Annotated in this window: 14 protein-coding genes; 5 read left to right on the forward strand and 9 right to left on the reverse strand. The window is 46.4% G+C overall.

The genetic code is table 11. The features are described from left to right. On the forward strand, positions 1 to 3,141 hold the full coding sequence (locus BIW15_RS18390; protein ID WP_077281418.1) for an efflux RND transporter permease subunit: 3,141 nt from the start codon (positions 1 to 3) through the stop codon (positions 3,139 to 3,141). Positions 3,142 to 3,205: 64 nt separating this feature from the next. Then, complete coding sequence (locus tag BIW15_RS18395; protein ID WP_023584633.1) at positions 3,206 to 3,787, forward strand: cupredoxin family protein; 582 nt, start codon at positions 3,206 to 3,208, stop codon at positions 3,785 to 3,787. A gap of 119 nt (positions 3,788 to 3,906) precedes the next feature. Here BIW15_RS18395 and BIW15_RS18400 read toward each other — a convergent pair whose 3' ends face one another. Continuing rightward, a complete protein-coding gene (locus tag BIW15_RS18400; RefSeq protein WP_179115305.1) occupies positions 3,907 to 5,256 on the reverse strand; it encodes a ferric reductase-like transmembrane domain-containing protein in 1,350 nt (449 codons plus the stop codon). 242 nt (positions 5,257 to 5,498) lie between these two features. Here BIW15_RS18400 and BIW15_RS18405 point away from each other — a divergent pair, with 242 nt between their 5' ends. Next, positions 5,499 to 6,350: a carbenicillin-hydrolyzing class A beta-lactamase CARB-18 gene (locus tag BIW15_RS18405; protein WP_005459715.1), complete on the forward strand. Its 852-nt coding sequence runs from the start codon at positions 5,499 to 5,501 to the stop codon at positions 6,348 to 6,350. 302 nt (positions 6,351 to 6,652) lie between these two features. Then, a complete protein-coding gene (locus tag BIW15_RS18410; RefSeq protein ID WP_077281420.1) occupies positions 6,653 to 7,720 on the forward strand; it encodes a sensor domain-containing diguanylate cyclase in 1,068 nt (355 codons plus the stop codon). A 127-nt stretch (positions 7,721 to 7,847) separates the two neighbouring features. Here BIW15_RS18410 and BIW15_RS18415 read toward each other — a convergent pair whose 3' ends face one another. Beyond that, positions 7,848 to 8,000: a hypothetical protein gene (locus tag BIW15_RS18415; protein ID WP_005459713.1), complete on the reverse strand. Its 153-nt coding sequence runs from the start codon at positions 7,998 to 8,000 to the stop codon at positions 7,848 to 7,850. A gap of 273 nt (positions 8,001 to 8,273) precedes the next feature. On the opposite strand from BIW15_RS18415, the gene speG reads away from it, so the two are divergent. Continuing rightward, positions 8,274 to 8,804: a spermidine N1-acetyltransferase gene (gene speG / locus BIW15_RS18420; RefSeq protein ID WP_005459711.1), complete on the forward strand. Its 531-nt coding sequence runs from the start codon at positions 8,274 to 8,276 to the stop codon at positions 8,802 to 8,804. A gap of 181 nt (positions 8,805 to 8,985) precedes the next feature. Here the strand turns inward: speG and BIW15_RS18425 are convergent, their stop codons facing one another. The 7 genes from BIW15_RS18425 to BIW15_RS18455 form a co-directional block, all read right to left on the reverse strand. Further along, positions 8,986 to 9,783, reverse strand: a complete 798-nt coding sequence (locus tag BIW15_RS18425) for a hypothetical protein (protein WP_005459709.1) — start codon at positions 9,781 to 9,783, stop codon at positions 8,986 to 8,988. A 176-nt stretch (positions 9,784 to 9,959) separates the two neighbouring features. Then, positions 9,960 to 11,063 carry an OmpP1/FadL family transporter gene (locus BIW15_RS18430; RefSeq protein ID WP_025591626.1) on the reverse strand — a complete coding sequence of 368 codons (1,104 nt, stop codon included), beginning with the start codon at positions 11,061 to 11,063 and terminating at the stop codon, positions 9,960 to 9,962. A gap of 120 nt (positions 11,064 to 11,183) precedes the next feature. Beyond that, a complete protein-coding gene (gene vmeQ, locus BIW15_RS18435; RefSeq protein ID WP_005459706.1) occupies positions 11,184 to 14,324 on the reverse strand; it encodes an efflux RND transporter permease subunit VmeQ in 3,141 nt (1,046 codons plus the stop codon). Positions 14,325 to 14,334: 10 nt separating this feature from the next. Further along, the gene (gene vmeP, locus BIW15_RS18440; RefSeq protein WP_005391278.1) at positions 14,335 to 15,477 is read right to left on the reverse strand and encodes an efflux RND transporter periplasmic adaptor subunit VmeP; all 1,143 of its coding nucleotides are present in this window, start codon (positions 15,475 to 15,477) and stop codon (positions 14,335 to 14,337) included. Positions 15,478 to 15,567: 90 nt separating this feature from the next. Continuing rightward, positions 15,568 to 16,359 (reverse strand): hypothetical protein, encoded by a 792-nt coding sequence (locus BIW15_RS18445; protein ID WP_005479226.1) that lies wholly within the window; start codon positions 16,357 to 16,359, stop codon positions 15,568 to 15,570. A 530-nt stretch (positions 16,360 to 16,889) separates the two neighbouring features. Continuing rightward, entirely contained in the window at positions 16,890 to 19,049 is a 2,160-nt protein-coding gene (locus tag BIW15_RS18450; RefSeq protein WP_077281421.1) for a prolyl oligopeptidase family protein, read from the reverse strand. Between the two features lie 206 nt (positions 19,050 to 19,255). After that, the gene (locus BIW15_RS18455; RefSeq protein WP_077281422.1) at positions 19,256 to 20,827 is read right to left on the reverse strand and encodes an ATP-binding cassette domain-containing protein; all 1,572 of its coding nucleotides are present in this window, start codon (positions 20,825 to 20,827) and stop codon (positions 19,256 to 19,258) included. Positions 20,828 to 21,000: the final 173 nt, after the last annotated feature.

The following is a 21,000-nucleotide window of genomic DNA, read 5'->3' on the forward strand; positions in this document are numbered from 1 at the left end:
ATGATTGGAGCAATTATCCGCTGGTCACTCAATAACCGCTTTATGGTTTTGATCGCGACCTTAATGCTTGTTTTAGCAGGACTTTACAGTGTAAAGAATACGCCTGTTGACGCAATTCCGGATCTTTCTGATGTTCAGGTGATCATCAAAACCAGCTACCCGGGTCAAGCACCGCAAGTGGTGGAAGATCAAGTGACTTATCCACTAACCACCGCGATGCTCGCCGTACCGGGTGCAGAAACCGTTCGTGGGTATTCGTTCTTTGGGGATTCGTACGTTTACATCATTTTCAACGACGATACCGACATGTACTGGGCACGTTCACGTGTTTTGGAATACCTAAGCCAAGTTGCACCTAAATTACCACCAAGTGCAAAACCAACCTTAGGCCCAGATGCAACGGGTGTGGGCTGGGTCTACAGCTATGTATTGCAAGACAAAACGGGTCAACATGACCTTGCCGAGCTGCGCAGTTTGCAAGATTGGTTCTTAAAGTACGAACTGCAAACCGTCGATGGCGTTTCTGAAGTCGCAACCGTAGGCGGTATGGTTAAGCAGTATCAAGTCCAGATTGATCCGGCGAAGCTGCGTGCTTACAACTTAACGCTGCAACAAGTAAACATGGCGATTCAAAACGGCAACCAAGAAACGGGGGCATCCGTAGTGGAAGTTGCTGAAGCTGAGCACATGGTTCGCACCACCGGTTACTTGACCAGCATCGAAGACATTAAATCGCTGCCGCTTACAGTGACCGACAAAGGCACACCGCTCTTATTGGGCGACATTGCTGACATCAACTTAGGTCCGCAAATGCGTCGCGGCATCTCTGAGCTTAACGGCGAAGGTGAAGCGGTGGGTGGCGTGATCGTGATGCGCTATGGCGAAAACGCAAGTGAAGTGATCAGCAAAGTTAAAGACAAGTTGGAAGATTTACAGCGTAGCTTGCCGGATGGAGTTGAAATCGTCACCACTTACGACCGTTCTACGCTGATCAATGCAGCTGTCGACAACCTTTGGAAGAAATTAGCGGAAGAGTTCATCGTCGTAGCCATCGTCTGTGCACTGTTCTTGTTCCATATTCGCTCTTCATTGGTTATCGCCCTGAGCTTGCCTGTAGGCATCCTTGCAGCGTTCATCGTGATGCATTCTCAAGGCATTAATGCCAACATCATGTCGCTCGGAGGAATTGCCATCGCCATCGGTGCAATGGTGGATGGTGCCATCGTGATGATAGAAAACGTTCACAAGCACATTGAGCGAACGCCACTCACGGATAAGAACCGCTGGCAAGTGATTGGCAAAGCCGCTGAAGAAGTGGGCGCTCCCCTATTCTTCTCGCTGCTTATCATCACGTTAAGCTTTGTTCCAGTGTTTGCACTGGAAGGTCAAGAAGGCAAGATGTTCTCTCCTCTCGCCTTTACCAAGACGTATGCCATGGCATCAGCGGCAGCACTTGCGATCACGCTCGTGCCAGTTCTAATGGGTTACTTTATTCGCGGTAAAATACTGCCAGAACATAAGAACCCTGTGAACCGTGGTCTGGTTGCGCTGTATCGTCCATTGCTTAATCTGAGCTTGAAATATCCGAAAGCGATGATCGTACTGGCGCTCGGCCTATTAGCATCGGCGTACTACCCAACTAGCCAACTAGGCAGCGAATTCATCCCACCATTGGATGAAGGCGATTTGATGTACATGCCGACCACCTACCCGGGCATTTCCATTGGTAAAGCACGTGAGTTGGTTCAGCAAACCAACAAGCTGATCAAAACCGTACCGGAAGTCAAAACGGTTTGGGGCAAGATTGGCCGTGCAGAAACCGCCACCGACCCTGCACCACTCACCATGATTGAAACGGTAATTCAGCTCAAACCTCATGACCAATGGCGTGAAGGCGTGACCACAGAGTCATTGCGCAAAGAATTCGACAATCTCGTGCAGTTCCCGGGGCTAACCAACGCATGGGTAATGCCGATCAAAACGCGTATCGACATGCTTGCGACGGGCATTAAGACGCCAATCGGGATCAAAATCGCAGGCCCAGACCTGAAAGAGATCGAAAAGATTGGTGCGCAGTTAGAACCTATCTTGAACAACGTTCGCGGCACTTCATCGGTTTATGCCGAGCGTGTAGCCGGTGGCCGCTACGTAACAATCGACATTAAACGCCGCGCTGCTGCGAGATATGGATTGAGCATCAAAGACGTTCAGCAAGTCATCTCAACCGCTGTCGGTGGTATGAATGTAGGAGAAACCATTGAAGGCTTGGAACGCTACCCGATTAACGTTCGCTACCCGCAAGACTACCGTGACTCTGTGGTTAAGCTGCAAAACTTACCGCTAGTGACACCAAATGGAGCGCGTATTGCACTCGCTGATGTCGCCGACATTCGTTACGAAGACGGTCCGCCGATGATCAAAACTGAAAACGCTCGTCCTAACGGCTGGGTGTTTGTGGATATCGATGGTCGCGACCTTGGTTCTTACGTGGTGGAAGCGCAGCAAGCAGTGGCTGACCAACTGGTGCTCCCTGCTGGATATTCGCTCGCTTGGTCTGGTCAATACGAATACATGGAACGCGCGAAAGATCGCTTGAGTGTGGTCGTTCCGATAACCTTGGTGATCATCATGATGTTGCTTTACTTCAGCTTCCGCCGTGTGGGTGAAGTGCTGATCATCATGCTGACTCTGCCTTTAGCGATGGTTGGTGGCTTGTGGTTGATGCACTACCTCAACTACAACTTCTCCATCGCTGTGGGGGTCGGATTTATCGCCCTCGCCGGCGTTGCGGTGGAAATAGGCGTCATCATGCTGGTGTATCTCAACCAAGCGTGGCACCACAAAAAACTTCACGCAGAAGAAAACCAACAAGCTCTGCAAATTGGTGATTTAACCGATGCCATTCGAGAAGGCGCGGGGCTGCGTGTGCGTCCGGTCATGATGACGGTTCTCACGGTCATCATTGGCCTTATCCCTATCATGTATGGCTCAGGTACTGGCTCTCAAGTCATGCAGCGCATTGCTGCACCAATGATTGGCGGCATGGCCTCTGCCCTACTACTGACTCTGCTGGTGTTACCAGCAATCTTCAAACTGTGGAAGCAGCGAGAAGTCAACAAAACTCAAAACCCAGAGAAATAAACAACAAGCGCCATTGTACAAACCGCAATGGCGCACTACCTCATTGATAGTAAAGGAAATCAACATGAAAAAGACACTTATCACTCTTGCTCTAACTATGGTATCAGCCGGCGCATTCGCGCAAATGGATAGCTCGAACATGAACCACGACAACATGGATCACGGCAAAATGGACCATGGTTCGATGTCGATGGATAACATGAACATGGACGAGATGCCGATGGATCATTCAAAAATGGATCACTCCAACATGCAAGGCATGGCAGGAATGTCAGCCGTGGGTATGCCAGCGAATGGGGCGAAACCGGATAAAGTCGTCCATGTGATTTTGAGCGATGACATGAAAATCACCTTCAAGAAAGACGTAAAAATCGAACCGAACGACGTCGTGCAATTCGTGGTGATGAACACGGGCAAAATCGATCATGAGTTCACCATCGGTTCTGCAGCAGAGCAACTTGAGCACCGTGAGATGATGAAAAACATGTCAGGTAATCACATGCACGACTCAGGCAATGCTGTCACCGTAGAACCAGGTAAAGCAAAACAGATTTTGTGGCACTTCCACGGAGACAACAACGTAGAGTTTGCTTGTAACATTCCAGGCCACGCAGAAGCTGGCATGGTCAAAAAAGTGAAGTTGTAAGGTTATAAGTAGGCTTCGGCTTAAACAAGATAATCTAACGATGACAATACGTTAGACATAAATACAACAAGACAAAAGGAGCTGCACTCAGCTCCTTTTTGTTTCGTTCATCCCTGCCACTATCGCATGACGAACAGCTCTTCATGGTAATGAAGTTCGGTATCGACGCGATAAGCATTCAACTCTTTTTTCAGTGTTTGCGAAAAAGCCTCAGGCCCGCAGAAATAGAACTCATAACGCGCTAAATCGCCACATTCGCTCGCGATACGTTCTACGTTAAGTCGAGGAGACACCGCCGTATCAATCACGTTCAGCTTCACTTGCGCAAGACGTGCCATTTTCCACAACTCGTCCACTAAGTGACTGTCCAAACCTCGCGTGCAGTAAAACAAATGCACAGGAGGATGCGTTTTTAGCGATTTGAGTGATGCTAAGATGGCAAAGAACGATGCGACCCCAACACCACCCGCAATCCAAATCTGCGGCTTATTGACGTCAAATGCCAAGCGTCCGTAAGGGCCTTCAACCATCACGTCTTCACCAATTTTAACCCTGTGGTACAAATCCGTAGTGAAATCACCCAACTCTTTGATCAAAAAGCGTACCTCTGGTTCATGCTCACCTGAAACAATCGTAAACGGATGCGGATCTTCATTACCAAAACGAACATAAGCAAACTGCCCAGCTTTGTGTCCTTGCCAAGTTTTTCCTTGGCCGTTATTGCTTGGCGCCAAAGTCAGCTCCATCACTCGCGCTTGAGGGAAGTAGCGAGTCGACACCACTTTGGCGGGATGGCGATTTGCTCGTCCGACAAAACCAAGCAAGCTATAAACGGCAGCTGCAGAGCCCATCAAGGCAAAGCACAAAGCAACGAAATGAATTGGCTCACCCCAGTACGCATGTTTGATCAGCAAAACGGAGTGAACAGCAATCATCAAATACACAGCAGCCATTAAACGATGCGACAACTTAAATGGCTTGTATTTAACAACCGTCCACAATGACACCACGAGCAATGCTAAGAGCAGGTAAAAACCCCACTCCCCCAAACCAAGCCCCACATCGCGCAGCTCTTTGACCCAGAGTTCTAAACCGACAAAGTTGTTCCCAGAAGGCCCACCCCCGGTGTGTTTGATTGGTTTTTCGAGCACTCCTGCCGACACTAGCCATTTTGGCACTTTATACGTCAACCAATGCACGACTCCGAGGCTAACCCCCGTAATGCCGAGCCATTTATGCACACGATAGGCCTTATCCATCCCGTGAACCCATTGCTCGATCACAGGTAAGCGCAGCGCCAACACCATCGCAATAGACATCAAAGCCAACGACAAAACACCAGAATATTGAATAAGCGCGGAACGCCATTGGAAGAATTGGGTCGAGGACAGCAGTTGCGGTTCACTCATCCACCACAACACAGACACGGCGGCAATTATCATCCATACAAAATTTCGTACAGTTTTCATGAACATCACTCTCAAATTGACGACAACTCTAGCTTAGTTTTTCTAGCGTAATGCAACGTCAATATTCGTAAAGTTGAGTAAACCCACAATATACCTAAGGTCAATAACAAACTTGGAGGTATTGCGCAGAATCCTACAGAAAATCGACAGGGATTTAACAGTGGTTAGAGTATTCACTCGTTATAGTTTGCTTAACATCGCCAAAGTGCGAATCAAAACCAAAAGAACGAAGAACACCACGCATGAAAAAGTTATTCCTGTTGGTTGGGCTGATGGTTTGCTCAACTGTTAGTTACGCCTCCAAATTAAACGAAGACATCTCCCTCATCGAGAAACAAACATCTGGGCGAATTGGAGTGTCAGTCTGGGATACACAAACGGACGAGCGTTGGGATTATCGCGGAGACGAACGTTTCCCATTAATGAGCACATTCAAAACGTTAGCGTGTGCCACCATGCTAAGCGACATGGATAGCGGCAAACTCAACAAAAATGCCACAGCGAAAATCGATGAACGCAATATTGTGGTTTGGTCTCCGGTGATGGATAAACTGGCTGGACAAAGCACACGCATCGAACACGCTTGTGAAGCCGCCATGTTGATGAGCGACAACACCGCCGCGAACTTAGTGCTAAATGAAATTGGTGGTCCTAAAGCGGTCACGTTGTTTTTGCGATCTATTGGCGACAAAGCAACGCGACTTGACCGATTGGAACCCCGTTTGAATGAAGCAAAACCGGGCGACAAGCGAGACACCACAACGCCTAACGCCATGGTAAACACCCTACATACCTTGATGGAAGATAACGCCCTATCTTACGAGTCACGCACACAGCTGAAAATCTGGATGCAAGACAACAAAGTATCGGATTCGCTCATGCGCTCTGTTCTGCCAAAAGGCTGGTCGATTGCAGACCGCTCTGGCGCAGGTAACTACGGTTCACGCGGCATTAGCGCGATGATTTGGAAAGACAACTACAAGCCGGTTTACATCAGTATTTACGTCACAGACACCGACCTTTCGCTTCAAGCTCGCGATCAACTGATCGCGCAAATCAGCCAACTGATTTTAGAGCACTACAAAGAAAGTTAAGCTCGAACTCGAGCAACCAAGCCCTTCTCATTCAGCGGGGCTTTTTCTTACCTGCGCTCTCAAATGTTTAACAAATCTCTCTTATTCTTGCTGTCTTCGCAACGCTTTACCGAATGGTCACCTCTTGCTAATTAGGCATAAAAATTATCGGTTTAGACATGAGTTCAAGCTCACATTAAGCAACCTGACACTCACAAGTGGCGAGAAATAAACCATACTCTGTTAAAGGAACGTATTTTTCTTGAAAATAGCTGCGTGTTACTTATTGTTTACATTTAGAGGAATGTCTAGGGAGATGGCTATTGAGACTTGAAAGAACTTTTGACCCAAATGACTTGTCGACGCAAAACATGGAAAGCCCAATATGTTTACCGATCGGCTTTGTTCACTTTTTGGCTCAATCACAGACGTTACAGCAGGTGCTCGATACTGTCGCAGAATGGATCAATCGGATTTTTGAATCTGACCGCACCAGCATTACGCTGTACGAAAACAGTGACTACCTCAAGGTCTACTCTTTTTCCGGCAATAAAGCGATTCCTGCCGATTTTCTCGTGCCGATTGATCAAGCCTTCGTCGGGCGTGTGTTCAAAAACCAACAACTGATCATTTGTGACGACGTTTCTCAATCCGACGAGCTAGATTGCGTCATGTTGACCTCCAGCGGTATGGGCACGTGTATGGATGCGCCGCTGATGCATGGTCAAATGTGCTTGGGCACGCTTAACGTCGCGCATCATCAAACCCATTTTTATACCAAGGAACAAGCAGCACAGTTGCAATGCATTGCCAACTGGATAGCGTTGAACATTGCACTGCATATTCAGATCATGAAAATGGAGCACCTCGCCACCACAGACGATCTTACTGGCATTCCAAACCGCAGAGAGTTCATGCGTCAAATTGAGCATCGCCTTTCTGAATTTCGCACGCAAGGGATCAAATTCCACGTCGCGATTTTGGATTTAGATAACTTTAAAAAACTGAATGACAAGTTCGGGCACGACGCTGGCGACAAATCTCTCATCCATGCTGCCAATACCATTAAAGGGCATTTACGAGAATGCGACCTGCTTGCTCGTGTCGGTGGTGAAGAGTTTGCTATCGTCCTGAGAAGCCGCTCTTCTCAAGAAGCAGTGGATACGTTAGAAACCATCCGAAATGCCTTAGAAACCACGACGATTCGATATTCAGGGCGTGATATGACATTCACCGCCAGTATTGGGGTAACTCAAGTGTGTGGCTTGGATGATTCTTTTGAGCCGTTAGTGAAACGTGCTGATTTAGCGTTATACAAAGCGAAAGAAACCGGGAGAAATCGCGTAGAAATCAACCACAGCGAGCATCAAGGCGTATCGAATGAGCAATGAGTGAGATGATGAATCAACAATAAAAAAGGTAGCGACTGATGCGCTACCTTTGCGATTCCCAAGTAAATTCAAGATGAGGAGTGAATCACCTTGCGCTGACTTGGGATTAAGAAGTCAGCAAATTGAATTATGCTTTCTTAAGATCTTTAGCAGGGTAAGTTAGCGTCTTTTCGCCAGCTTTAACGTGAGCGTAAAAACCGCCGCTGCTTAAACCTGTAACAACCATTTCGCCTTGCTCGACACCTTTAGTCGCTACTACTACGTCACCGATTGAAAACATATTGAATACCTTGTTTGTTTAGATTAAGACACGAAGTCGTTGCGCGGTATTTAATATGAAATCAGCCTCCCTTACTAATCAGCTTTTTTATCGTCTGGATTAACGAGTATTATTAATGATTTTAGCAACTTACAAAGTTTGACGCAGGTCAAATATCCGTTGATACAAATGACAAAGTTGATGAAAATATGCGAGGTGTTTTCCCTAAGATACGTTAAGATTTTCTAGCATCAACCGGGGAGGATTTCCCCTCCCACTCATTGGAGAAGCAGGATGAAAAAAGGCCTAAAAATGCGTGCGTTAGAACGCTCTGATTTGCGTTTTATCCACGAACTCAACAACAATCGCAATATCATGGCCTACTGGTTTGAAGAACCTTATGAGTCCTATGACGAACTCGAAGAACTTTACCGCAAACACATTCACGATGACGCAGAACGACGCTTTGTCGTTGAAGACGCTGACGGCATTTTGATTGGTTTGGTGGAGCTGATTGAAATCAACTACATCCACCGCAGTGCGGAATTTCAAATCATCATCGCGCCAGACCATCAAGGCCGTGGTTATGCGATGGAAATGATTCATCGCGCATTGGATTACTCTTTCTCCATCCTTAACTTACGCAAAATCTACCTATTGGTTGCGGTTGAGAACGAAGTTGCCATCCATCTGTATAAAAAGTGCGGCTTTATTGAGGAAGGCCATCTTATCGAAGAGTACTTCATTAATGGCAGCTATCGTGACGTGAAGCGCATGTACGTTTTGAAACATCAATACCAGAAGAGTATTGAAGAACAAGCGTAAACCGATTGAACGTTATCACTGGCGTTATTCATGCTGTGCTATCTCTCGCATTGCTGCTAGAGAATTTCCTCAGTATTCATCGCTGAGCAAGGGCTGAAATAATGTCAGTGACACGCTCGAATCACAGGCTAGATTGTGTTGACGGACTGGACGTCACAAACGCATTAGCGCTGTGTTTCCATTATTCAAATTGATATTGGTACGATACCGCAACACGCTTGTCTGCTTCATCCAGATAGGTGTTGTTGTCCATGACAAACGTCATTACGTTAAACGAGTGGCGTTTGTTCACAAGGTAACCAAGGCCGATACCACCAAAGAAGCCTTTGTAGTTCTCTCCTTCACTGTTTTCTGAGCCGTAAGTGCCCGCGGCGAAGCTGATTAACGTCAGTTCTTTGGTAAACGATTTCAGCGCAAATGCACCAACGTAACCGCTACTGCCTGAAGAGCTCATCATATTGAAGCCATTCTCTGCACTTGGAGTGCCCGTAAAGTTAGGCTCGCTACAGTGGCTACTTTCTGCACCGTCACAAACAGGAACATCACCAGTGTTGTACGTATAGCCTGCCATTGGGAAAATTTGGAAGCCTGCTGGCTCAATCCCGAAATAACTTAGCGGCATAAAGGTACCAACGCTGTAGTTGGTTTGATCCGCGCCGTTTACGTATTCATTTTTACCGAAGTTGAAGTTCACGATACCGACCGGAAACAACCACGAGCCACCAATACGCCACTCGCTCGCATCATCATTGATACGCAAGTTGATTTTGCGCGCTTGGTCAAGCGCAAGTGAGCCCGAGAATGAGATGTTTTGATCATCAAAATCGTAGTTGTTTGCGTACGACGCGCCAAATTTCGTGATGACTTTTGTTGGGTCATCTGCCAACTTGTTTTTATTGTCTTTTACTCGATGCTCGGCACCATGAGCCAGCGTACTGACCAACAAAGTCGTACACACTAACGCTAGTTTATTTTTCATTTTTTAGTCCTTTGAGATGTTGAATACCCGCACTTAGCTGCGCAGATACTTTTTGAATCATCACTCACTGGATGTGACAGAAGCGCCCTAACTACCTTAGATGGCGTGACAGCATCCAGTGCAGGTAGTTAGGGTAGAATGGCCTGTAAGGAAGGCGTTTTAGCGATTAGGAATGATTAGTTTTTCCAGTTGTAGCTCATGCTCATGAAGTACAGAGCAGGCTCATCAAAACCAGCTTGTAAGCGTGGCGTTTCTGACGATTCCATCAAGACCGCTTCAAACGCGAAACCAATTGAGTTTTCTGAATCCAATTTGTAATCAATGCCTGTGCCAATGCGGTACGCCTTGCCAGTAGGAACGGTAATGTCACCGTTTGATTGGCTTTCATACATGCTGGTATCGAATGCAAAACCTGCATTCCACATCATTTTTTCATTCAGTTTGTACTGAGTACCCAATGCGATTTGGTAAGTGTCTTGTGTCTCTACATCGACCAAATCTGCAGCCTTAAGCGTGGTTGTGTATTCGCTCCAGTCTTGCCAGTTCACGTTCCACATCACCGCTAGGTCATCATTCACTTCATGGTAAGCACTGAAGATCAGTTGTTGCGGAGCAATGGAGTTGCTATTGTCGAATTCAAATTCGGTTTCAGAAGAGTAAGACAGACCAAGACGCGTGCCTGGTGTTGCCTCATAAAGCACACCTACTCGGCCGTTGAGCTGAGTATCTTGGTCTTCGTCATTGAAGTTCAAGGATCCCTTCGTTTCCACTTCATACATACCATACTGAATGCCAAGCGCCGCACCCACAGACCAGTGATCATTGATGCGGTAAGAAGCGGAAGGTTGAATGGTCAAGGCTTGCGTCGTTGCTGTAGGAATATCTAAATGATCACCCAAAAGACCTTCGTACTCGAGGCCAAGACCGTAGTTGCCATACAGACCAATACCCAGCGTCCATTTGTCGTTTACTTGTTGGCTGTAAAATGCCGACGCCATAGGAACAAAACCAATCACGTTGCCCGCATCGCCAGTCATCGTGTCTAGTTGCGCGTCACCGTAAAGGCCAATCAGGTTACCAGAGAAAGATTTACCAGAAACATTCGCCAGACCAGCCGGGTTTGCTGCCATTACTGAAGCATCTTGCGCACGAGCCGCCATACCAGCGGATGCCAAACCAATATCCGATGCTGTTGTTTCGTAAAGGTATAACCCACCCGCTTGCGCAGCAGCACACGTCAGTAGAGAGCTCGCTACGACGATTTTTGAAAGATTTTTCATGTTAAAACCTATTATTGTTAGGGGAACCCACGCTGCGACGGTGGTTGTATATCAATGAAAGGCATTGGCCAATCGCACACAGCGTGGGGGTGTTGTGGAGTCAGTCGGTTGAAATCAGCGTTATTGCTCGCTCACCTCAAGTTCAGTGGGTTTCTTTCGCTTAAACTTCTCGCGCAGAGATTGCATCATCACGAAGAACACCGGCGTCAGCAACGTGCCTACAAACGTAGAGAGAATCATGCCGCCGAATACCGCAAAGCCCAGTGAGTGACGAGATGCCGCACCAGCACCAGATGCAATCACCAACGGGAATACCCCCCAGATGAAGGCGAATGCGGTCATCTGTACTGCACGGAAACGGATTCGAGCAGCTTCTTTGGCAGCATCAATGATGGATAAGCCCTTTTCTTCTCGCAGAACTTTGGCAAATTCCACGATAAGAATCGCCACTTTGGCGGACATACCGATCAAGATGACCACACCAATCTGCACGTACAAATCGAACGGTTGCCCCACCAGCAGTAGCGTGCCCATTGCGCCGAGAATAGCGACTGGAACCGCCATCATTACCGCAGCAGGAATAGTCCAACTTTCGTACTGAGCCACCAAGAACAAGTAGGTGAACAGCAAAGACAATGCGAACGCGATTGGCGCCATGTTGCCTGCTTTCATCTCTTGGTAAGTCATGCCTGACCACTCGTACGAGTAACCACTTGGCAAAGATTCCGCAGCCAGTTTTTCAATGGCTTTTACAACATCACCCGAGCTGTAACCTGGCGCTGGCGCACCGTTCACGGTTGCAGAACTGAACATGTTGTAGTTCGACAAGGTATCTGGGCCGAAGATCGGCTTCACTTTCACTAGCGTTGCCAGTGACACCATTTTTCCAGAGCTTGAGCGAACAAACAGATGGTCGATGTCGTCGATGTTGTCACGGTATTGCTCTTCTGCTTGCACTTTCACTTGGTACGAACGACCAAACAAGTTGAAGTCAGAAATGTAGGCACCGCCCAACTGCGCTTGCAGTGTGCTGAAGATTTCATTCAACGGTACGCCCATCGAAATCGCTTTATCGCGGTCAATATCGATGTAACGTTGCGGAATGTTCGCACGGAAAATCGAGAACGCACGCGCCACTTCAGGCAGTTGATTGATTTGGGCAACAAAATCAGCGGTTGTTTTTGCCAACTCTTGTGGAGAACGGCCCAAGTTGTCTTGCAGCACAAGGTTGAAACCATCCACCGCACCCATGCCTTTGATTGCCGGCGTCGCGAAAACGAACGAAGCGGCATCTGGCGTTGAGTTCAGCATTTGGTTAACTTTATTCATCAATGCGCGTTGGTGTAACTCAGGGTCTTTACGTTTGCTCCAGTTATCCAGTTTGATGATCAACATGCCCGAGTTTGGAATCGACGCCATGTTAATTACCGAGAAGCCTGCAACCGAAACCACGTTCTCCACACCTTCCATCTGTTTTAGCTCATCAACGTACTTTTTCATTAATGGTGCAGTACGCTGCAATGCTGCTGCGTCTGGCAAACGCATTTCGACCATGAACACGCCTTTATCTTCGTTTGGTACGAAAGAAGAAGGTACGGTCATGAACGCAAATGCCAGCACCGCAATAAGCGCGCCATACACACCGATACTCAGCACAATGCGGCGGCTCAAGAAGCCAACTAAACCTTGGTATTTGCGCGTTATTGCTTCAAAACCTCGGTTAAACGCACGCAAAGGCGCAATAGGTTGCGAGTGAGTAGATTTCAACATCAACGCACAAAGCGCTGGCGTTAACGTTAATGCGTTGATCGCAGAGATCAGCACCGACACACAGATGGTGACCGCGAACTGGTTGAACATTCGACCAGAAATACCCGGCAATAGCGCAACCGGTACGAATACCGCCAACAAAATAAGCGTTGTTGCCAATACTGGCCCCGTCACTTCTTTCATAGCTTGGATCGTGGCCGGAATCGGGTCTAAATGCTCTTCATGGATAACCCGCTCCACGTTCTCTACCACGATGATCGCATCGTCCACCACGATACCGATGGCGAGGATCAAGCCAAACAACGAAATGGTGTTGATGGTCATGCCCATCACGCCCATGATTGCGAACGTCGCAATGATGGAAACCGGAATCGCTAAGGTTGGAATGATGGTCGCTCGCCAGTTCTGCAAGAAAACGTACACAACGAAGGTTACAAGAAGTACCGCAATCACCAGCGTCTCGTACACTTCATCAATCGATGTCTCTACGTATTCGGTAGAGTCATAAGCGATGTCGTAGACCAAATCATCTGGGAACGATTTCTCGTACTCTTTCATTGCCTCTTTCACGCGTTCCATCACGTCTAGCGCGTTCGCTGTCGGCAACTGGTACAAGGCCAGAACGGCGGCTGGTTCGTTATTCATACGACCATCAGCTTCGTAACCTTGTGCGCCAACTTCGACACGAGCCACATCTTTCAAGCGAATCAAAGAACCTTTCTTGCTCGCACGGATGATGATGTTCTCGAACTCTTCCGCAGAAGTAAGGCGGCCTTTGGTTTGCAAAACATATTGATATTGCTGGTCACCCGGAGCTGGCATACCACCGATCTTACCCGCCGCCACTTGGATGTTTTGCGTTTTAATTGCGCCGATAACATCGCTAGCAGAAAGCTTCAAGGTGGCCAATTTATTTGGGTTCAACCAAATACGCATTGAGTAGTCTTTCTTACCCAGCAGCGTAATGTCACTCATACCTTCGATACGTTTTAGACGCTCAACGATATTGAGATCCGCGTAATTAGAAAGGTAGATACTGTCGTAAGACTGTTTCGGAGAACGCAGTGTGATAACGCCCAGCATGTCGGAAGATTTCTTCTTAACCGTCACACCGATTTGGTTTACTTCTTGTGGTAGAGACGACGTCGCCTGTGCCACCAAGTTGTTCACACGAACCTGTGCCATATCGCCATCTGCGCCCACTCGGAAGTAAATACGCAATGTGTATGAGCCATCGTTACCAATCACAGAAGACATGTAAATCATGTCTTCAACGCCGTTGACTTTGGCTTCTATCGGTTGTGCTACCGTCTTTTTAACCACGTCCGCGTTTGCACCCGGATACATGGTGCTCACCGTAATTACCGTTGGAGAGATTTGAGGATACTCAGAAATTGGCAAGACTTTCAGGGCGATCATACCCATCAATGTCATCGCCAGTGAGATCACCAAAGCAAACTTCGGCCGGTGAATGAAAAATTTACTTAACATCAGTACTCACTCAGCCTTGTTCACTCTGTAGTTCAACGTCTTTCACCGTTGCACCCGGACGCACTTTTTGAAGACCATTGACGATGACTTTTTCGTTAGCCGCCAAACCAGTCAGCACAGCACGTTTCACACCGTAGGTCTGACCGAGTTCAACGTTACGACGAGACACCACGTGATCATCACCAACCACCATGACGTAGTCACCCGCTTGGTCTTGTTGAACAGCCGCCGATGGGATAAGCAAACCATCAATGGTTTTGTTGCGCAGCTTGATGGTCAAGTTGCCATATTCACCCGGCATAAGCGCGTAAGTTGGATTATCGAATTGTGCTTCTGCTCGAATTGAGCCTGTTTCTAAATCGATCTTATTGCCAACGGCGTAGATCTTGCCATCAAGCGGATACAATGAACCGTCTGAAAGCGTCAGTGTTAAATCAACATCCAGTTTGTCATCGTTACGATGAGCCACATCAATCGCACTTCTTACGCGGCGGTAGAGCTTCTCATCCACATCAAAGCCAAAGCGAATTGGGTCGATTTGAGTGATCGAAACAAGAGGAACGAGTTGAATTTTCGAAATACGGTCACCCACTCGGAAGTTGCTGAAACCCACGCGGCCAGAGAAAGGAGCACGCACAGAGCTAAATTCAAGATCGAGCCTTGCTGAAACCAGCGTCGCTTTCGCCTCTTCTACCGAAGCAATCGCTGCGGCGTGCGCAGCAATGGCGTCATCGTATTGCTGCTCACTGATGCTTTTATCTTTGATGAGTTTCTTCACACGTTCTGCATCACGCGTAGTTTGAACGAGTTGTGCTTTTGCTTTTTGCAACGACGCTTTTGCATACGCCAGTGCCGCTTTGTAAGGACGGTCGTCGATTTCAAACAGCAATTGGCCTTTTTCGACCATATCGCCATCTTTAAAATGAATCGCGGTTAATTCGCCACCGACTCGAGGCATAATATCAACGTCATTTACCGCTTCAGTTCGACCGATAAAAGTATGATAAGGAGTGATTTTTGTTTCGGTTAGAGTAACGGTTTCAACAGAGGGTGCTTGGGCAGTTTTCGTTGCGATATCGCCAGTTTTGCATCCTGATAGTAATGCAGAAGATATAGCAATAGATACCAACGCAAATTTATATTTGGCTTTCATGATAAACCTACTTTATGTAGAAAGTGCCCTATCCTAAATATTTAAATATATGGATAAACACACTTTCTATTCTGGAAATAAACGAGGGAGTTAGAATTGGTAGTTAAATTCGATACGGTGATCACCATCACCGAAATTAACGTGCTCATTCCAGTTTGCAAAGTAGCGAATATTTGCGCGAGGATTAATTTGATAAGACAACGCAAACTCATGAGTTAAGATATTATCTTCACCCGCGTAATAAGTATCTTTATATTGACTAGACCCTGACAATGTATGCATATACATTGGGTTGTAGTTAATCCAGATTTTGTCGGTTAATTCAATTTTTGAGTACATACCGACAACGGTGAAAGTACCTGGAATTTCATAACCTTTGTCATCACCACTAAAATCATTAGCAATAGTGACACCCGCACCAGCCAAAGGAAATAACTGCAACATACCAAACTTAGGTAGGCCTTGAATAAAGCTGTAAGATGCATCTAATTTATCGTTATCAACATCGTAGTTTACATCCAATTGACGGCCTAGACCTTTTGCGACTTCTACTTGGAAATTACGTAGTCGGAAAGAGTCAATGCTATCATCAACATTGGCATACATTGGATCGTCATTGTCGCGAATGCCAAATAGCTCACCACCAATGCCTTTCATTTCGATGATGTTCATCGCCATGGTGCCAGGCTGGCTAGATTGGTAAGTTTGACCGATTTTGATGTTCGCGCCTTTGTCAGTAATACCAAAGCCCGCTTGGGTGTAAACCGCAAGTGGGTCAGACATATCTTGTAGTTCTTCGTCATTATTTGTCTGAGCATAAGCAGAAGACGCGAGTTGAAGGGCTGCTGCCATGATAACAACAGACGGTTTCACTAAATTCATAAAACTGTATCCATTTTAATGATTATAAAATTATTCACGTCATGAGGTCATCATAAATAGCAAGCAACACAACTCGCTTTGGATAATATAAATTATCAAAGCAAATTTAATAATGACGAAACATTAGACGTTTTAATTAAAATAAAATAAAGCGTCGTAAAAGTTCAATCACTGCTACTTATATCTTATATAACTTGAAATTTGGTAAGCTTTACGAAGAAGGGAATATTAAAACTTATGAAAATTCAATTATCATTAGAACAAATGATTAATTAAATTTACCATATAAATAAGGAGTGCAATGGTGTTAGGTGATCGCGATCAAGTTTTATTTGTATCGTATATTACTCTTCAGGTAAAGAAGAGAGTTGTAATAAATTGCAAATACCTTAATTTAATTAGCCTTGCGGTCAATTTAGAATAGTTACTCCACAATAAATTGAAAGGAAATCACACTCTGTGATCTCCTTTTATTTTCGAGTGCAAAAGCACCAATGCATTTCGTTAACTAAAAACGCAAACGATTCGCACTATTGCAGTTTCTCTATCCCCATATTGAACAGTGCAAAGCTATAAATATCTGCATTTGTCTCAATTATTTTACGCGTTGGTGTGCCAGCACCATGTCCTGCATTGGTTTCGATGCGAATCAAGGTCGGATTTGAACCCGCCTGTTTTGACTGCAACTCAGCAGCAAATTTGTAAGAGTGAGCAGGAACAACACGATCATCATGATCACCCGTTGTAATCAATGTTGCTGGGTATTCCACCCCCGCTTTTACATTGTGCACTGGCGAATAACCTTTCAGATATTGGAACATCTCTTTACTTTGCTCTGCCGTACCGTAGTCATACGCCCAACCAGCACCTGCGGTAAAAGTATGATAACGCAGCATGTCCAGTACGCCGACTGCTGGCAGCGCCACTTTAAACAGCTCTGGACGTTGCGTCATAACTGCCCCCACTAACAAGCCACCATTCGATCCACCGTTAATGGCTAACTTGTTTGATGACGTTACCTTTTCATCAATTAGAAATTCAGCCGCCGCAATAAAGTCATCAAACACATTTTGCTTTTGCATTTGAATGCCAGCGTTGTGCCACTCTTTACCATACTCCCCACCGCCACGAATGTTCGCTACCGCGTAAACACCACCAAGCTCCAACCAAGCCGCACGTGTCGGGTTAAAAGATGGTGTGAGGCTGATGTTGAAACCACCATAACCATATAGGATGGTTGGTGCACTGCCGTCCATCGGTGTCCCTTTTTTATAGGTGATGATCATAGGCACTTTTGTTCCGTCTTTTGAGGTGTAAAACACTTGGCGAGATTCATACAAAGCTGGATCAAATGGCGCTTTAGATTTGTAGTACACCTCGCTATCACCATCTTTGATGTTCAGACGATACGTAGTGCTGGGCATCTTGTAGTTGGTGAAAGAATAGTAGACTTCGGTTTCATCTTTTTTACCCGAGAAACCGTATGCGCTGCCAATATCAGGCAATTTGATTTCTCGAATGAGTTTACCGTTCATGTCGTATTGCTTCACCATCGAGATCGCATCAACAATATAACTCGCAAACAAGTTGCCACCCGCGGTAGAAACACGTAACACGTTCTTTGTTTCAGGGACCAAATCTTTCCAGTTTTTGGGCTGCGGCTGACTCGCATCCACCGTCACGACGCGTTTGTTCGGCGCATTAAGGTTCGTAACCAAGTACAGCTTCGTGCCTTGGTTGTCTATTACCCAAGTATCAGAACTGGTGTTATCTAAAATGGTTTTTAGCGGGCTGTTTGGCTTACTCAGATCTTTAAAGAACAGTTTGTTACCCGATGTCGATACGCTGGCTGAGATAAACAAGTAGCGTTCATCATCCGACGTATAGCCGCCAACATAACGGTATTTCTCTTCCTCAAAGCCGCCGAAAATCAGCTGGTCTTCACTTTGCTTCGTTCCAAGTTTATGAAAGTAGAGTTTGTGTTGATCTGTCTTCGCGGAGAGTTCACTCCCCTGTGGCTTGTCATAACTTGAGTAATAGAAACCTTGATTGCCGAGCCAACTGATGCCGCTGAACTTAATATCCACCAGCGTTTCACCGACTGGCTTTTTGGTTTCTGTGTCTAACACAATGACTTTGCGCCAATCGCTACCGCCTTCCGAAATGCTGTATGCGACCAAAGAACCGTCTCGTGAAAAGCTCACTCCCGCTAACGACGTGGTGCCATCCTCACTAAAAGTATTTGGATCGAGAAAAATTTCTGCTTCACCACCACCTAACTGCCGATAAAGCACATCTTGGTTTTGTAACCCGTCATTTTTGTAGAAATAAGTGAACTTACCCTCTTTGAACGGTTGGCTTTGCTTTTCGTAATCCATGAGCTTAGTAATACGCTCTTCAATCTGCTCGCGGTAAGGGATTTTCGACAGATAATCAAACGTCACTGCATTTTGTGCCTTCACCCATTCTGCGGTTTCTGGGCTGAGATCGTCTTCCAACCAGCGATAAGGATCACTCACTTTTGTACCAAAGTAGTCATCGACAACATCCACTTTTTGTGTGGTTGGATACGTGATGGCTTTCGGGGTTACCTGTTCAACCGACGATTGCGCCGCTTCATTTGCATGCGCCACAGACAACACACTTCCGAGTGCGAGAGCCGTTGCGAGTGCTAGGGTGTTCTTTTTCATGAAATTCCTTTTTATTTTTCTGTTGTCTTTTTGTGCAATACATCAGAACTCTACTATATATCGACAAAATGAATCTAATTTCATTAAACGAGTTGTGAAAGCCATCCTAACTCCCTCATTTCCTGCCAGTTCTACAAACCAGTAAGTGGAAGTGTAGAACTTGGGAACAACACTTAAGAGCTACGATGGCGTTTACTCTCTTTCGTCTAAGTCAGCTCGATTTGGCGCAAAACCCCAGACTCAGAAGCGAAATCTTGGTCGTGACTAATCAGAACAAATCCACCTTTGTATACATTTAACGCCTGACTAAGCATTACTTTTGACTCGAGATCGAGATGGTTATCTGGTTCATCGAGCAGCAGCAAAGGCTGGGAGTGTTGATGGCTGACGATCAGCATTGCGAGCTTCATCTTCTCGCCACCGCTTAGTACGCATCCCAACCGAAACACAGCGTCTCGACGAAAACCGATCCCCGCCAATAAGGTTCTCGCTTCACTTTCCGTCATCTCTTGGCAGGTCTCCATTACGTTCTCAAGTAACGAAAGATTTGGATTCACTGCGCCAAAGTGTTGGTCGAGATAATACAAGGGGGTATTCACTTGCAGCTCACCACTCAGCAACGACAACTCGCCAAGCAACGTCTTTAACAAGGTTGACTTTCCGCAGCCATTTTTCCCTTTGAGATGGACTTTATCGTTCGCAAAAATCTGCAAAGTGATAGGAGTAGAATCTCCAAAAGGCAATATACCTTCTTGTATCGACAACACTTTTCGCGAACGGTTCGGATTATCGGCAAGATAAAGCTTTTGCGCTTTGAGCTGCTCATGTCGCGATTGCAACGCCCGCTCTTTGGCTTGTAAATGCACTTGTCTGAGTTGCTCATTCTTATTGCGATTTGAGGCGCTGGCGGTCGCGCTATCCTTTTTGCCATCAAGCAAAATTTTGGGCTGACTGCCGTCTTTGCGCAGTTTGTTCCCTTGCGCGGCGCGTTGGTCTGCTTTTTCGCGATTTTTCTGGGCTTGCTCAGCTAACCGTTTTTTGTGTTTATCGACCTGCGCTAACTGCCTTTCGACCGCTTGTAGCTCAGTGCGTTTTTGCTCGGTATACACATCGTAATTTCCACCAAAAACCTGTAAGCCTAGGCCCGAGAGTTCCCAAATTTCCTCCATCTCTCGCAGCAGCTCGCGATCGTGACTGATGAGTAAAATCGCGCCACCGAAATGCTTCATAGACTCTATCAACCATTGTTTCGCCTCGGTATCGAGGTGATTGGATGGCTCATCGAGAATCAAAAGCTCCGCTTCGTTTTCAAACAATTGCCATAACTGCAAACGCGCCAACTGCCCCCCACTGAGCCGAGCACAAGAGAAATCAGGGTCTTGCGGCAAGCCCATCGCAGCAAGCCGCTGTTTGAGTTTCTGTTCAATATCCCACTGTTCGCCAACCAGTTCGAACCAATGCTCAGAAACATCACCTTGTTCAATCTGCTTTAAAGCATGCAAGACCGAGTCTGTTCCCAGAAACTGGGCGATCGATTGCTGACCTGAAAGCAAATCAGACGGCTGCTGGCGATACATCATGAAAGAAGAGGGATAAGTCACAACACCGCTGGCAGGCTGAGTTTCGCCCGACAAAATGGAAGCCAAAAGCGACTTACCGATGCCATTGCGCCCAACCAAACCAACACGTCGTTTAGTCATGGAACAAGAAATAGACTGGAATAGCGTCTCGCCATTATCAAACTGATGGCTAACATTAAAAGCTTGTAAAACTGGCATAATTTGCCTCCTGTATGACAGGGACAACAGCCGTAGCTATGATTTGAGATTGCAACAAAACGCGTGCACAAACGCATTAAGCTTTATGTAAAGCTCGACGATAAACGTCAAATAAAAAATTTGTCTTGTTGCAAAGAAATATCGGAAAGTGAGCTACGCCTACTAACCCTGCT

The sequence above is a fragment of the Vibrio sp. SALL6 genome (genome assembly GCF_002002385.1).
Classification (GTDB): domain Bacteria; phylum Pseudomonadota; class Gammaproteobacteria; order Enterobacterales; family Vibrionaceae; genus Vibrio; species Vibrio parahaemolyticus.